Here is a 13,554-nt window from a genome sequence, read left to right on the forward strand (position 1 = left end):
CGTATGCGAAGACGCGGACGGCCCCGAGTCGTTAGGCTCGGGGCCGTTCCTTACCCGGGGAGGATCTTGAATGCCGGACGTCGACACACACCCCCTGGAGGTCGCGCGCAGGCTGGCCGAGGACGGCGACCTGGACGGCGCCGCCGCGATCCTCGCCGAGCTGGCGGCCGAAGCCGACGGGCCCGACCGGGCCCAGGCGGCGGTGGGGCTGGCCGTGGTGCTCCAGGAGCGGGGGGACGTGCCGGGGGCCCGCGCCGCCGCGCGCACCGCGCTGGCGACCGGTCATCCGGAGTTCGCCGCACAGGCGGCCTGCCTGCTCGCCGAGAGCTTCGAGAGCGAGGACCTGACCGATCAGGCCAGGGCGGCCTGGCAGGCCGCCCTGGGGCTCGGGAACCCCGGCTACGCGCCGCTGGCGCACATGGCCCTGGCCCGGCTGGCCGCGGACGAGAGGGAGGCGGAGGAGGCGCTGCGGGCCGCCCTGGCCACCGGGGACCCCGAGATCGCCTCCCGGGCGGCCCAGCGGCTGGCGGAGTTCCTCCTGGAGGAGGGGGAGCCCGGCGAGGCGGCCGACGTGCTCCTGGAGGCGCTGGCGGTGCCGGACGTGGCCGATCCGCCGCGGCTGCGGGTGCTGCTCGGTGTGGCGCACCTGGAACTGGCGTGCGCGGAGTTCGAGGGGGCGGTGGAGGAGGGCGGCGACGTCGAGACGAGCGCGCTGGCCATCGAGCTCCTGGCCCGGACCCTCCCGCTGCGCGGGCGCGACGAGGACGCCGAGCGGGTGTGGGGCTACGGCCTCGGCCACGCCGACGAGCGGCTGGCCGCCCAGGTCCGGCTGCGCCGCGACCGCGACCTGTGAGCGCGGGCGGACCGTGACCGCTCGGGGCCGGGCCGCCGGCCCGGTGGCCGATCCTCCCGCGGGACCACCCCTCCGCGGACGGCACGGCCCCGGAGGGGGCGACCGGATCAGTAGTCGCGGTAGTCGCGGCGGCGCCAGTTGCCCAGCGCGTGGGCGAGGTTGACCGCGATGATGCCGCCCCAGGCGAGCAGCAGTCCGGCGACCCCGGCCTCGCCCGCGGCGATGCCGGTCAGCGGGATGCCGATGCCCAGCGAGCCCAGCGCGATCGTGGCCGACGAATCACCGCTCCTGCGCTGCTTCTTGGGGGGCGGTCCGTACGGCGAGGAGCCGGTGGCATGGACCTCGGCCCGCACGCGGGCGGCGATGGTCGCGTCGAGCCGCTCGACGAACGACTCGACGAGCGCCGTTTCGTACTCGGGGCCCAGTTCGCGCCGGGCGTCGAGGGTGGCGCGCATGTCCTGGCGGATGTCGTGGTTTTCCTGCACGTTCCCAGTCTGCACCCTGCGCGGGGGCATGGCATCGGTCATGAGGACGAGATCCGCGGACGGCACCGGTAGCGTTCCCCCATGGAGATCGTGACGCCGCACGGCCCTGCGCGGGCCGAGATCGACCCGGTTCCGGACCCCCGGTTCCTACTGGTCCTCACGCACGGCTCGGCCGGGGGAGTGGACGCGCCGGACCTGCTGGCCGTACGGGACGCCGTGCTGGGGATCGGCGGCCTGGTCGCCAGGGTGACGCAGCCGTTCCGGTTGCGCGGTGCGCGGGCGCCGGGCTCGGCGGTCAAGCAGGACGAGGCGTGGGCGGCCGCGGTGGCGGAGCTCCGCCGGAGTCACCCCGGCCTGCCGATGGTGCAGGGCGGGCGGAGCAACGGGGCCAGGGTGGCCTGCCGTACGGCGGGCGCGGTGGGGGCCGAGGCGGTCGTCGCACTGGCCTTCCCGCTGCACCCTCCGGGCAGGCCGGAGCGCTCCCGCGCGCAGGAACTGCGCGCTGCGGGCGTGGACGTGCTGGCGGTCAGCGGGGACCGGGACCCCTTCGGCATGCCGGAGGCGGAGGACGTCGCACGCCTGGTCGTGCTGCCGGGGGAGGGACACGACCTGAAGAAGGACCCCGCCCGGGTGGGCGAGGCCGTGGCCGGGTGGCTCGACGCCGGAGCGCGGACCCGGCGCTGATCGGGCAGAGCGCGGACCCGGCGCCGATCAGGTGGAGCGCGGCCCGCCCCGGGCGACGCGGATGCTCAGGAGACGCCGGCCAAGGGGCGGTGCGGCTCGATGACGGCACCGTCGGGCAGCAGCTCACCGGTGTCCTCGAACAGCACCACGCCGTTGCAGAGAAGGCTCCACCCCTGCTCGGGGTGGGCGACCACGGTGCGGGCGGCCTCGCGGCCCGGCCCATCGGCGGAAGGGCAGGACGGCTCGTGCGGGCACATCGGCGTGCCTCCAGATCTCTCGTGTCGGCTCGCCGGGGTCGACGTCGGCGATCGGCGGACACCGTCACCGACGGGACCCCGTTCCCACGTATGACGGGGGACGAGCGTTTGCGGTTGGCATATGACGGTGCGCGCCTCGAACGGGGTGAGGCGCGCACACTGGACAACTCAAGTGTGCGACGGGTCACACCCGTGCGACATAGTCAGTTAGGACCGTTTGAGGGCCATTGGAAGTGGCCCTTCGGTCCCAGCCGGGGACGTGACCTATGACACCGCTGTGTGACCTATGACACAGCGTGCCGCATCACCCGATAACCGGCCAAGTGCGACACGCCGGAGATTGTGTAAACGATCGGTTGCGAACCGGAGACCCGGCCGGAGCCGCCTTCCGCGTCCCGGGCCTTCCGCGCCGGCCCGGGACGGTCAGCCGCGGGTCAGGCCGGCCAGCAGGGCGTCGAGTCCCCGCTCGAAATCCGCGTCGGCCGCCGCGCTGCCGCCGCCCCTGGAGGGCGGCAGCCACGGCTCGGCGTCGTCGTCCGGGCCGGCGGGCTCGGCCCAGCTCGACTGCTGGACCTCCACCGCCACCGCGCCGAAGACGTAGGCGCGCAGCGCCCGCACGGCCTGGGACGCGTCCGGCAGCCCCGCCTCGGCCAGCTGCTCGATCTGCTCCCGCACGGCCATCGCGGCCTGCCCCTTGGGCGGCTTGGTCAGCGCGAGGGCGAGCACCCCGGGGTGCTCCCGCAGCGCGGCACGGCTCGCCCGGCACCATTCGCGCGCGGTCTCCCGCCAGTCGCCGCCCGGCTCCACGTGGACGGTGGTGACGTGCTCGGCCAGGGCGTCCATCAGCGCGTCCTTGCCGCGGGGCAGGTGGTGGTAGATGGCCATCGCCTCCACCTGGAGCGCGTCGCCCAGACGCCGCATGGTCAGCCGCCGCAGCCCCTGGCTGTCGGCGATGTGCAGGGCCGCCTCGATGATGCGCTCCCTGGACAGGGGGATCGGTGGTCGCTTGGCTGGCATGGAGCCATCCTGCCACCAGCTGCCTTACTGTGTAAAGGAAGTCGCCGGTTCCGGCGTGGCGCGTCCGCCGCGCCGGTGCCGCCCGCGCGGTGCGCCGCCCTCCCCTGAGTACGAGGGCCCGCGCCGGACGGCGTAGGCTAACCGCTGTCACCAGCCGGGCAGTCAGGCGAGAGAGGGTAGAAGATGGCGTTTTTCCGACCGCGAGTGAGCCGGGAGGCGGAGGTTCGCTACCACGCTGACCAGGAGGTCGGGAAGAGCTTCCCCGAGCTTCTGCGGAAGGCCCGCCTGGCCGAGGCCGCGCTGCGCGAGGTGCAGGCCGCCACGACCTCCTCCACCGAGCGGCGGGCCGCCGCCCTGGTCCTGGACAAGGCCCTGACCGAGGCGCTGCGCGCCGCCGAGGCCAACCAGCGGGTGGCCTTCGGCGTCAGGTCCTACGACGACCGGCTCCGCCGCCGCAAGGGCAGGGCGACCCCCAGGGGAGCCGAGTGGACCACCGAGGTCGAGCGCCTGCGCACGCTGCGTGAGCGCAACCGCCTCGTCGACATGCCGCGTGACGTGCTCCCCGTCGGCACCGCCAACCGCGCGGGCACCACGCCCTGAGGTCCGGGCGCCGGACGCGCCGAGCCCCGGTACGGCCGGACCGTACCGGGGCTCGCGCGTCTCGAGGGGCTCAGCTGGCCCAGTCGAGCAGCGGCCGGGTGTTGCTCGGGTGGCGCAGCTTGGACAGGGACTCCTTCTCCAGCTGGCGGATGCGCTCCCGGGTCAGGCCGAGGTGCTTGCCGATCTCGTCGAGGGTGTGGGGCTTGCCGTCGACGAGGCCGAAGCGCAGGGCCATGATGCGGGCCTCCCGGGGAGAGAGGTTGCCGAGCACGCCGCGCAGCTGCTCGCCCAGCAGCTGGCGGTCCACCACCTCGGAGGCCTCCGGGGAGTCGACGTCCTCGATGAGGTCGCCGATGGTGGTCTCGCCGTCCTCGCCGATGGTGGCGTTGAGGCTGAGCGGCTGGCGGCTGGTGCGCAGCAGCTCCTCGATCTGGTCGGGGGTCCTGTCCAGCTCGACCGCCAGCTCCTCGGGCGTGGGCTCGCGGCCCAGCCGCTGGTGCATGTCGCGCTCGACGCGGGAGAGCTTGGACAGCATCTCCAGCACGTGCACGGGCAGGCGGATGGTGCGGGCCGAGTCGGCGAAACCGCGCTGGATGGCCTGCCTGATCCACCACATGGCGTAGGTGGAGAACTTGTAGCCCTTGGTGTAGTCGAACTTCTCCACCGCGCGGATCAGGCCGAGATTGCCCTCCTGGACCACGTCGAGCAGGGCCATGCCGCGGTCGGTGTACTTCTTGGCGACGGAGACGACGAGCCGGAGGTTGGCCTCCAGCATGTGGTCCTTGGCACGGCGGCCGTCCTCGGCGACCCACTCCAGGTCGTCGCGGACGTCGGCGGGCAGGCCGGGCTCGGACTCCAGCTTGGCCTCGGCGTACAGGCCGGCCTCGATCCGCTTGGCGAGCTCGACCTCCTGGGCGGCGGTGAGCAGCGTGCGGCGGCCGATCGACTTGAGGTAGGTGTGCACCGAGTCGCCCATGACCGACGACTGGTCGTCCAGGTCCGCCGCCGCCTGCTCCACCTCGGCCTCGAGCTCCGCCTCGTCGGGGGCGGTCCAGCCCTCCTCCGCCAGCTTCGCCTCGAGGTTCTCCGGCTCGTCGTCCGGTCCCGGCGCGGCCTTGTCCGAAGGGGCGTCCTGCGGGGCGGCCGCGGTCTTCTTCTCGGCGGTCCTCCCGCCGGCGGCCCTGGCCGTGCGCGGAGAGACCTTGCGGGCCGCCGTCTTGCGGGCGGCGGTCTTGGCCGCGGCCTTCTTGGTGGCCGCGGCGAGCGTGGGCTCGTCCTCGGCGGCCAGGCTCACGCCCGCCTCGGTGAGCTCGCGCAGGATCGTGCGGCCCTCGGCCGGGCTGATGCCCGCGTCGGCGAAGGCGTGACGCAGCTCCGCGAGAGAAAGGTGACCCTGAACTCGCCCTCGGTCAAGGAGCTGCTCGAGGGTCGTCGGGGCCTCGGTCGAGGTCGCGGCGGCGGTTTGGGGCATGAGGACACCTCCTCCGTTACGGAGTCGTCTGTTTGCAGGTTGTGGGCGTTGACACGTTGCGGGTGGGGCGGCCGGGGGACCGCTCAGCGCACCAGTACCAATAACCCCGCCGACGACCTTTCTGTTCCCGACTTGACGGGGAAAATATGATGGGATGGGCCGGTTTCAACCGGCCCATCCCATCGAAGTCCCGTCACGGCCGCCCCCAGCCGCCTACCCGGTCGGGCCGGCCGGGCCCTCGACCACCGGCATCGGCATCGGCCGGGCCTCCTCCATCCGGTGCTCGGTCCAGTAGCGCGCGACCTTCTCGGGTTCGGGATTGACCTCCTTGGAGACCACGAAGTCCTCCGCGGGGGCGGTCCGCTCCGGCGAGGCGGGCGGGACCGGGGCGGACGGCGGAGCCGATCCTGCGGGGACCGGCTCGTTCGGCTCGATCGCGGGCACGGGTCCACCCGCCCGTCCGGCCCCGCCCGCGGAGGCGGCCGCCGCGACGGACACGCCGCCGGTGAGGACCACGGCGACGACTCCGGCGGAGACCCACGTCTTGCGGGTTGGCTTCATCGGGCTCGTCCTTCCTGCTCGCGTCATCTCTTCGACGTCCGGGAGCCCCTCACGGTTCCCCCCGCAGAGCACGACGGAGCGCGGCCAGGTCCGGCTTGCCGTTGGGCAGAAGCGGTATCTCGGGCATGACGACCAGCTCGGCCGGGGCCGCGTGGGCGGGCAGCCGCTCCTTGACGAAGGCGCGCAGCCCGGCCAGCGACGGGGGAGCGGAGGAGACCACGACGGCGACCACCCGTTCGCCCCACTCGGGGTCCGGGCGGCCGACCACCGCGGCGTCGGCGACCGCCGGGTGCTCGGCCACGACGGCCGCCACGGCCGCCGCGACGACCTTCTCCCCGCCGGTGTTGATCACGTCGTCGGCCCGGCCCAGCACCCGCAGCCGGCCGTCCTCCAGCGTGCCGAGGTCGGAGGTGACGAACCAGTCGCCGTCGCGGGCCGCAGCGGTCAGGTCGGGCCGGAGCCGGTAGCCGGAGAAGAGGACGGGCCCGGCGATGCGGATCCGGCCGTCCTGGGAGCCGCCGCCGATCCGCAGGTCCACACCGCCGAGGGGGCGGCCGTCGTAGACGCAGCCGCCGCAGGTCTCGCTCATGCCGTAGGTGGTGACGATCCGGGCGCCGGCCGCCCGGGCCTCGTCCAGCAGTCCCGGGGGAGCGGCCGCCCCGCCGAGCAGGATCGTCCGGAACGCCGACAGGTCCGCCGAGACGGTGAGGAGGCGGCGCAACTGGGTCGGGACCAGCGAGACGTGGGCGGCCCCCGAGGCGAGCACGGCCTCGGCGGAGAAGCCGTCGTGGACGACCGGCTCGGTCCCCCCCAGCAGGGACCTGACCAGCACCTGCAGGCCGGAGACGTGCGAGGGCGGCAGGCAGCAGAGCCACCGCTCACCGGGCCGGGCGCCCAGCCGCTCCAGGGAGGCCGAGGCTGAGGCGCGCAGCGCGGCGGCGGACAGCTGCACGCCCTTGGGGACGCCGGTGGTGCCGCTGGTGGCGATCACCACGGCCACCTCCGGGGGGACGGGCTCGCCCCCGGCCTGCCGTACGCCGTCCAGCAGGGCCGGGCGCAGGGCCTCCAGCGTCGCCCGCAGCGCGGGGCCGGGCAGGTTCGGAGGCAGGGGCAGGATCGCGGGGCCCGCGGGACCGCTGTCGTCGAGCGCCGCGGCGACCGCGTGGAACAGCGCGGGCCCCGGCGGCAGGGTCACGGCGTGCAGCTCCCGGCCGCCTGCCCGCTTCGGAATCGAACGCATTGGCTGGAGATCCATGATCCAGAAGGGTGAACGGCGGAATTCCATCGACCGTCACCATGCTCGGGATGTTCCGCCTGGCGGCGGGTCATCCCCTGACGGGCCCGCATTCATCCTCGACCCGCAGGCAGAGGCCCTGTGCGGACCTTCGGTAAGGTTAGTGCCGATGAGCCGGACGACGACCGAGGGGTCGGCGCGGGGGAAGGGGCGAGACGATCGTGACGGTCGGCTGGAAGCGGTCGGATGACTACGAGGACGTCGTCCGCGAGGCCGCTGAGGAGACCGCGAAGATCGCGGTCGACCGGCCGGAACGCCGTGGCGTCTCCCGGTGCGGTGCGCGGACCGCCCTGCGGCGGGGCCCGGCCGGCACGGGCGGGCGGGTCCGCCGGGGTCGCGACGTGTCCGAGGAGGAGCGGGCGCCCGGCTTCGGCGCGTCTCCGCGTCGGCCGTAATGGGCGCCAGAGGATCCGGGGCACCGGAGACGGCGGAGCTCCGGGTGTTCCGGATCCCGATGCGGACCCGCTTCCGCGGGCAGACCGCTCGCGAGGGGGTGCTGCTGAGGGGCCCCGCCGGGTGGGGTGAGTTCTCGCCCTTCCCCGAGTACGGCCCGGCCGAGTGCGCCCGCTGGCGCGCCTGCGCCGAGGAGGCGGCCTTCACCGGCTGGCCCGCGCCGCTGCGCGACCGGATCCCGGTCAACGCCATCGTGCCCGCCGTCGGCCCAGAGCAGGCCCGCGCGATGGTACGGCGGGCCCGCTGCGGCACGGTCAAGGTGAAGGTCGCCGAGCGGGGCCAGGCCTTCGCCGACGACCTGGCCAGGGTCGAGGCCGTACGCGACGCGCTCGGCGCGGCGGGCCGGATCCGGGTGGACGCCAACGGAGCCTGGGACGTCGATGAGGCGGTGGCCCGGATCACCGAGCTCGACCGCCGCTTCGGCCTGGAGTACGCCGAGCAGCCCTGCGCGACCCTGGACGAACTGGCCCGGGTCCGCAGACGGGTCGAGGTGCCGGTCGCGGCCGACGAGTCGATCCGGCGCGCGGAGGACCCGCTGAAGGTGCGGGCGGCGGAGGCGGCCGACATCGCGGTGGTGAAGGTGCAGCCGCTCGGCGGTGTGGCGGCCGCGCTGCGGGTGGTGGAGGCGTGCGGGCTGCCCGCCGTGGTCTCCAGCGCGGTGGAGACCTCCGTCGGCCTGGCCGCCGGGGTGGCGCTCGCCGCGGCCCTGCCCGACCTGCCCTACGCCTGCGGTCTGGGCACGCTGTCCCTGCTGGAGGGGGACGTGGTGGCCGAGCCGCTCGTCCCGGTCGACGGGACGCTCCCGGTGCGGCGCCCCGAGGCGGACCCGGGGGCCCTGTCCCGCTACGAGATCGAGTCACCCGCCTGGGTGCGACGCCTGAAGGAGGCACGGTGAACCCCGCGACCGCGCTCGCGACCGTCCTGGTCGACGAGCTGGTGCGCTGCGGCCTCACGGACGTGGTGATCGCGCCCGGTTCGCGCTCCGCCCCGCTCGCCCTGGCCGTGCACGCCGACAGCCGGGTCCGGCTGCACGTGCGCATCGACGAGCGGTCGGCCTCCTTCCTGGCCCTGGGCCTGGCCCGGCGCGGCGAGCGCCCGGTGGCCCTGGTCTGCACCTCGGGCACGGCGGCGGCCAACTTCCACCCGGCGGTCATGGAGGCGCACGAGTCGGGGGTGCCGCTGCTGGTGCTCACCGCCGACCGCCCGCCCGAACTGCGCGACACGGGCGCCAGCCAGACGGCGGACCAGCTCAAGCTGTACGGCACGGCGGTCCGCTGGTTCGCCGAGGTCGGCGTCCCCGAGGAGCGGCCCGGCCAGGTCGCCTACTGGCGTTCCCTGGTGTGCCGCGCCTACCAGCGTTCGCTCGGTCCCGCCGATCCCGGCCCGGTCCACCTCAACCTGGCCTTCCGGGAGCCTCTGGTCCCCGATGGCGACGCCTCCTGGTGCGAGCCCCTGGACGGCGGCGCGGACGGGCCCTGGGTCCGCGCGCGGGTGGCGCCCCCGGGCGTCGCGCTGCACCTGCCGCAGACCCGCAGGGGCGTGCTGGTGGTCGGCGACGGCGCCGTCGGCACGCGCCGGTACGTCGCGGCGGCCGGCATGGCGGGCTGGCCGGTGCTGTCGGAGCCCAACGGCGGCGCCCGCTACGGCGACCACACGATGTCGGCCTACCACCACCTGCTGAGCACCCCGGAGTTCGCCGAGGCGCACCGCCCTGAGGTGGTGGTCACCCTCGGCCGCCCCAGTCTGTCGAAGTCGCTGCTCAGGTGGTTGGGACAGGCCGACGAACACGTCGTGGTCGCCCCCGACCTGACCCGCTGGCCCGACCCGACCCGCTCGGCCACCCAGGTGGCGCAGGCCGTGGAGATCCCGATCGCGGCCGGTGACGACGCCTGGCTGCACTCCTGGCGCCGCGCCGACGCGGCGGCCCGGGCGGCGATCGACGAGGTGCTGGACGACTCGGGCCTCAGCGAGCCGCGCCTGGCGCGGGACCTGGCGGACCTGCTGCCCAACGGGTCGCTGCTGACGGTCGGCTCCTCCATGCCGATCCGCGATCTGGACCAGGCGATGCGGCCCAGGCGGGGGCTGCGGATCCTGGCCAACCGGGGCGTCGCCGGGATCGACGGGGTGGTGTCGACCGCGATGGGCGCGGCACTGGCCCACAACGGCCCGGCGTTCGCGCTGATGGGCGACCTGACGTTCCTGCACGACCAGAACGGGCTGATCCTCGGCCCGCTGGAGCCCCGTCCGGACCTGTGCCTGGTCGTGGTGAACAACGACGGGGGCGGGATCTTCTCGCTGCTGCCCCAGGCCGCGTTCCGCGATCCGTTCGAGCGGGTCTTCGGCACCCGGCACGGGGTGGACCTGGCCTACACGGCCGCGGCCACCGGCACGCCGTACACCGCGGTGAGCGAGCCCGGGCAACTGGACAAGGCGCTGCGGGGGCAGGGCGTGCGGATCGTGGAGGTGCGCACGGAGCGCGGGGCCAACGCGGCGCTGCACGTCACCATGCGGGAGGCGGCGAGCGCGGCGGTCCGCGCGGCCATGGCGGGGTGAGCGGGGGAGAGGTCAGGAGCCGCGCGCGGCTCCCCGCTTCCCGGCGCCGCAGGCAGCGACGGGCGTCGCGGCGATGACGCCGGCCGCGCCCTGGAAGAGCCGAGGCGGTGGGCGGCTATGCGGCCGGCTCGGCGAGCAGGTCTTCGGGCCACGCCCCGCGTTCGCACAGGTCGTCCCAGCCCAGCAGGGTCAGCAGCCGCTGCACATGAGGCGGCACGTCGCCCAGGCGCACCCGGTGCGATGCCGGACGCGCGCAGGTCAACAGGGCGCGCAGCCCGGAGACGTCGATGAAGCTCACCTGGCCGACGTCGATGACGGTGCCCGCGTCGCACGCGCCGTGGCCGCTCAGGACACGCGCCAGCACGGCGCTGTTGCCGGCGTCGATCTGCCCGCTGAGCCGCAGCACGTGACCGGATCGCCCGGCGTACCTGGCGACCCGGAGGCGCTGATCACTGTAGAGCAGCTGCTCCACCGGCGCGCCGCCCCCGGGCCGCCGGCCGCCGTGGAGCGTCAGGTCGCCGTCCACCGGCGCCATTCCCGACGGAACCCCGGCGGCGGAACCGGTGCCGGCCGGCATGGCATCCACCTCGACGACAGAGCGGTTCGTCATGACGCTCCTGCGGTCCCTCGCTTGTCCGTGCGGTAGGGCTTATTCACCACTCCCGAAGGATAACCCCGAACTGGGTTACATGAAATATCCTTCGTATGAGATCGTGAGCAGAACGAGATCACACGTGATCCGGTTCACGAGGCGAACCTGCGGGCAGCGGACTTCTAGGGTGAGATCATGGGCAGCTCTGACACCAACCGGCCTTCCGCCCGATGGACGTTCCTCACCAACCACGCCCGGGTGCTGCTGATGATCGCGCAGGACCCGCAGATCCGCCTGCGCGATGTGGCCGCCGAGATCGGGATCACCGAACGGGCCGCGCAGGCGATCGTCGCCGACCTGGAGGAGGCCGGCTACCTCACTCGCACCCGGGTGGGCCGGCGCAACCACTACAGCATCGACGCCACCCGGCGCTTCCGGCATCCGGCGGAGGCGGATGTGCGCATCGACAGCCTGCTCAGCATCTTCACCCATCGGGAGCACCGCGCCGCGGCCCCGTGACGGAGTGCTCGCCGCGTTCGCCTGCGCGCCGACCGGCCCGGAGCCCGGCGTCGCCTCCTCCCTCGGCCTGCCTGGTGAAATCCCTCATACGGGTAGAAAAGGTACAAGGGGTGGTGTGCCATGGGGGCGAGTGATCGAGATCGCATCGGCGACCCGGAGCGGCTGCGGGCGCTGCGCGCCACCGGTCTGCTGGACGCGTCGGCGGTACCGGTGCTGGACCGGGTGACCCGGATGACGACCCGGCTGCTGGATGTGCCGGTCGCGATGGTGTCGCTGATCACCGAGGACCGGCAGGTCGTGGTCAGCACGGCGGGGGTGGCCGATCCGCAGGCGGTGCGGGAGAACCCTCTGGCGCGGTCGCTCTGCCGGCACGTCGTGGCCGGCGACGCGCCTCTGGTGATCGACGATGCCTGCGGTGACGGGCGCTGGCACGATTTAGTGGAGAGCGCCGGCGGACGGCTGGCGGCCTATGCCGGGGTGCCGTTGAACACGCCGGCCGCGCAGGTGATCGGCGTGCTGTGCGTGATCGACACCACGGCTCGCACCTGGGGCCGCGAGCAGGTGCGGCTCCTGGAGGACCTGGCCGCCCTGATCGAGCCTGAGATCGCGTTGCGGCTGGCCCGCGCCGGCGCCGCGCAGGGGGCCGCGGGCAGGCAGCAGGAGCGCGTCTTCCTGCGCGCCCTGCTCGACAGCCTGGAGGTGTCGGTGATGGCCTGCGACGAGAACGGCAGGCTGGTGATCAACAGGCCGATGCGCGAGAGCCTGCACACCGACGCTCCGCCCTCCGACGTGCACTCCTGGCTGCGCTCCTACCCGTTGTACGCCCCCGACGGGCGGACTCCGCTGGCGGTCGAGGAGATGCCGCTGGCCCGGGCGTGGGCCGGCGAGCGCTTCCACGGCAGGCAGGTGGTGGCCGAGACCGATGCGGGGCCGCGCCGCTTCCTGGTCAACGGCCGGCCCATCGACACACCGGAGGGACACCGCCTGGGCGCTCTGGTCGCCGGCCACGACATCACCGACTCGTACCGCATCGGCCTGCTGCGCGAGGCCCAGCAGGCCGTCACCCGGGTGCTGGCCGACGCCGCCTCCAGCCAGGAGGCCGCCGCCGGCGTGGCCGCCGCGGTCACCGACGCGCTGGGGTGGGCCTACGGCGAGTACCGGCAGGTGGACGAGGGCCGGGGGGTCATCACCCGGATCGGCTGCTGGAGCAGGCCCGGCCGGGACCTGTCGGCCTTCACCACCGGCCATCCGGAGGTGTTCGGCCGGGGGGAGGAGCTGCCGGGGCTGGCCTGGGAGCGCGGCGAGCCGGTCTGGATCGCGGACACGGCGGCCGACCCGGCCGGCACCCCCCGGGTGCGGGCCGGTCTGCGGGCCGGTCTGCGCTCGGCCGTGGCCCTGCCGGTGCGCAGCGGCGATCAGGTGCTGGGCGTGCTGACCTTCGCCGGGGACCACCCCCGGTCGCCCGACGACGATCTGGCCGAGCTGCTGGACGGGGTGTGCGCCCATGTGGGTCGCTACATGGAGCGCCGCCGCGCCGAGGAGCTCGCCCTGGAGCTGGCCGAGAGCCGCCGCCGGTTCGACCGGATCATCGACCAGCTCACCGACAAGATCTGGACCGTCGAGGTCCGGCCCGACGGCACCGCCCGCCCCGTCTACGTCAACACCGAGCACACCACCGTGTTCGGCGGGCGGCTGCGCCTGGCCCCCGACGACGACTTCATCGCCGTCATGCTGCGTTTCGTCCACCCCGGCGACCGGGAGGTCTTCGGCGCCTTCTGCGCCGAGCTCATCGCCGGCCGGCGGGCCCAGCTGGAGTACCGGCTCATCGGCCTGGACGGCGTCACCCGCTGGATCTGGAGCCGGGGCGTGCCCCGCCGGGAAGGGGAGCGGCTGCTGGTCGACGGCATCTCCACCGACGTCACCGAACGCCGTCAGATCACCGAGGAGCGCGAGCGCCTACTCGTCCAGCAGCAGCAGCAGGTTCGCCGCCTGCGCCAGGTCGACGAGGTGAAGAACCAGTTCCTGCGCACCGTCAACCACGAACTGCGCACCCCGCTGACCTCGATACACAGCTACCTGCAACTGATCCGCGAGGGCGATCTGGACGCCGTGACGCAGGCCCGTTTCCTGGAGGTCATCGACCGCAACAGCACCCGGCTGGGTCAGAGGCCGGGTACGGTCAGGCCCTGAGCGCCGACCGTGCGGCGGGGAGCGG

The 13,554-nt window shown here is 74.2% G+C and carries 15 protein-coding genes; 8 read left to right on the forward strand and 7 right to left on the reverse strand.

Annotated features, from left to right (window positions below):
* The first annotated feature begins 70 nt into the window (after positions 1-70).
* Positions 71-853, forward strand: a complete 783-nt coding sequence (locus IEZ06_RS16675) for a hypothetical protein (RefSeq protein WP_189237620.1) — start codon at positions 71-73, stop codon at positions 851-853.
* A 107-nt stretch (positions 854-960) separates the two neighbouring features.
* Here IEZ06_RS16675 and IEZ06_RS16680 read toward each other — a convergent pair whose 3' ends face one another.
* Entirely contained in the window at positions 961-1,338 is a 378-nt protein-coding gene (locus IEZ06_RS16680; protein WP_203872083.1) for a hypothetical protein, read from the reverse strand.
* 81 nt (positions 1,339-1,419) lie between these two features.
* Here IEZ06_RS16680 and IEZ06_RS16685 point away from each other — a divergent pair, with 81 nt between their 5' ends.
* Positions 1,420-2,022 carry an alpha/beta hydrolase family protein gene (locus IEZ06_RS16685; RefSeq protein ID WP_189237621.1) on the forward strand — a complete coding sequence of 201 codons (603 nt, stop codon included), beginning with the start codon at positions 1,420-1,422 and terminating at the stop codon, positions 2,020-2,022.
* Positions 2,023-2,087: 65 nt separating this feature from the next.
* Here the strand turns inward: IEZ06_RS16685 and IEZ06_RS16690 are convergent, their stop codons facing one another.
* Both IEZ06_RS16690 and IEZ06_RS16695 read right to left on the reverse strand, forming a co-directional pair.
* Positions 2,088-2,279 (reverse strand): DUF5999 family protein, encoded by a 192-nt coding sequence (locus IEZ06_RS16690; protein WP_068900681.1) that lies wholly within the window; start codon positions 2,277-2,279, stop codon positions 2,088-2,090.
* 423 nt (positions 2,280-2,702) lie between these two features.
* Positions 2,703-3,296, reverse strand: coding sequence for a TetR/AcrR family transcriptional regulator C-terminal domain-containing protein (locus IEZ06_RS16695; RefSeq protein ID WP_189237622.1), 594 nt, complete (start codon positions 3,294-3,296; stop codon positions 2,703-2,705).
* 183 nt (positions 3,297-3,479) lie between these two features.
* Between IEZ06_RS16695 and IEZ06_RS16700 the strand changes: the two genes are divergently transcribed.
* Positions 3,480-3,896: a hypothetical protein gene (locus tag IEZ06_RS16700; RefSeq protein ID WP_189237623.1), complete on the forward strand. Its 417-nt coding sequence runs from the start codon at positions 3,480-3,482 to the stop codon at positions 3,894-3,896.
* Between the two features lie 70 nt (positions 3,897-3,966).
* Here IEZ06_RS16700 and IEZ06_RS36350 read toward each other — a convergent pair whose 3' ends face one another.
* From IEZ06_RS36350 to IEZ06_RS16715, 3 genes are all read right to left on the reverse strand, one after another.
* Positions 3,967-5,367 carry an RNA polymerase sigma factor gene (locus tag IEZ06_RS36350; RefSeq protein ID WP_229798262.1) on the reverse strand — a complete coding sequence of 467 codons (1,401 nt, stop codon included), beginning with the start codon at positions 5,365-5,367 and terminating at the stop codon, positions 3,967-3,969.
* Between the two features lie 213 nt (positions 5,368-5,580).
* Positions 5,581-5,928 carry a hypothetical protein gene (locus IEZ06_RS16710; RefSeq protein ID WP_189237624.1) on the reverse strand — a complete coding sequence of 116 codons (348 nt, stop codon included), beginning with the start codon at positions 5,926-5,928 and terminating at the stop codon, positions 5,581-5,583.
* Between the two features lie 49 nt (positions 5,929-5,977).
* Positions 5,978-7,168: an AMP-binding protein gene (locus tag IEZ06_RS16715; RefSeq protein ID WP_189237625.1), complete on the reverse strand. Its 1,191-nt coding sequence runs from the start codon at positions 7,166-7,168 to the stop codon at positions 5,978-5,980.
* A 215-nt stretch (positions 7,169-7,383) separates the two neighbouring features.
* Here IEZ06_RS16715 and IEZ06_RS16720 point away from each other — a divergent pair, with 215 nt between their 5' ends.
* Genes IEZ06_RS16720 through menD form a run of 3 tightly spaced genes read left to right on the forward strand, consistent with a single transcriptional unit; the run spans position 7,384 to position 10,228 of the window.
* Entirely contained in the window at positions 7,384-7,617 is a 234-nt protein-coding gene (locus IEZ06_RS16720) for a hypothetical protein (RefSeq protein WP_189237626.1), read from the forward strand.
* The gene (locus IEZ06_RS16725) at positions 7,617-8,570 is read left to right on the forward strand and encodes an o-succinylbenzoate synthase (protein ID WP_189237627.1); all 954 of its coding nucleotides are present in this window, start codon (positions 7,617-7,619) and stop codon (positions 8,568-8,570) included. Before IEZ06_RS16720 ends, IEZ06_RS16725 begins: the two co-directional genes overlap by 1 nt.
* Positions 8,567-10,228, forward strand: coding sequence for a 2-succinyl-5-enolpyruvyl-6-hydroxy-3-cyclohexene-1-carboxylic-acid synthase (menD, locus tag IEZ06_RS16730; RefSeq protein WP_189237628.1), 1,662 nt, complete (start codon positions 8,567-8,569; stop codon positions 10,226-10,228). The genes IEZ06_RS16725 and menD overlap by 4 nt, the downstream gene beginning before the upstream one ends.
* Positions 10,229-10,343: 115 nt before the next feature.
* On the opposite strand, the gene IEZ06_RS16735 is transcribed toward menD, so the two are convergent.
* Positions 10,344-10,838 carry an STAS domain-containing protein gene (locus IEZ06_RS16735; RefSeq protein WP_189237629.1) on the reverse strand — a complete coding sequence of 165 codons (495 nt, stop codon included), beginning with the start codon at positions 10,836-10,838 and terminating at the stop codon, positions 10,344-10,346.
* A gap of 177 nt (positions 10,839-11,015) precedes the next feature.
* On the opposite strand from IEZ06_RS16735, the gene IEZ06_RS16740 reads away from it, so the two are divergent.
* Together IEZ06_RS16740 and IEZ06_RS16745 are read left to right on the forward strand one after the other, a co-directional pair.
* Entirely contained in the window at positions 11,016-11,339 is a 324-nt protein-coding gene (locus IEZ06_RS16740; protein WP_189237630.1) for a helix-turn-helix transcriptional regulator, read from the forward strand.
* A 120-nt stretch (positions 11,340-11,459) separates the two neighbouring features.
* Positions 11,460-13,529, forward strand: coding sequence for a GAF domain-containing protein (locus tag IEZ06_RS16745; protein WP_189237631.1), 2,070 nt, complete (start codon positions 11,460-11,462; stop codon positions 13,527-13,529).
* Positions 13,530-13,554: the final 25 nt, after the last annotated feature.

This window comes from Planomonospora antibiotica, assembly GCF_014647955.1.
Taxonomy (GTDB): domain Bacteria; phylum Actinomycetota; class Actinomycetes; order Streptosporangiales; family Streptosporangiaceae; genus Planomonospora; species Planomonospora parontospora.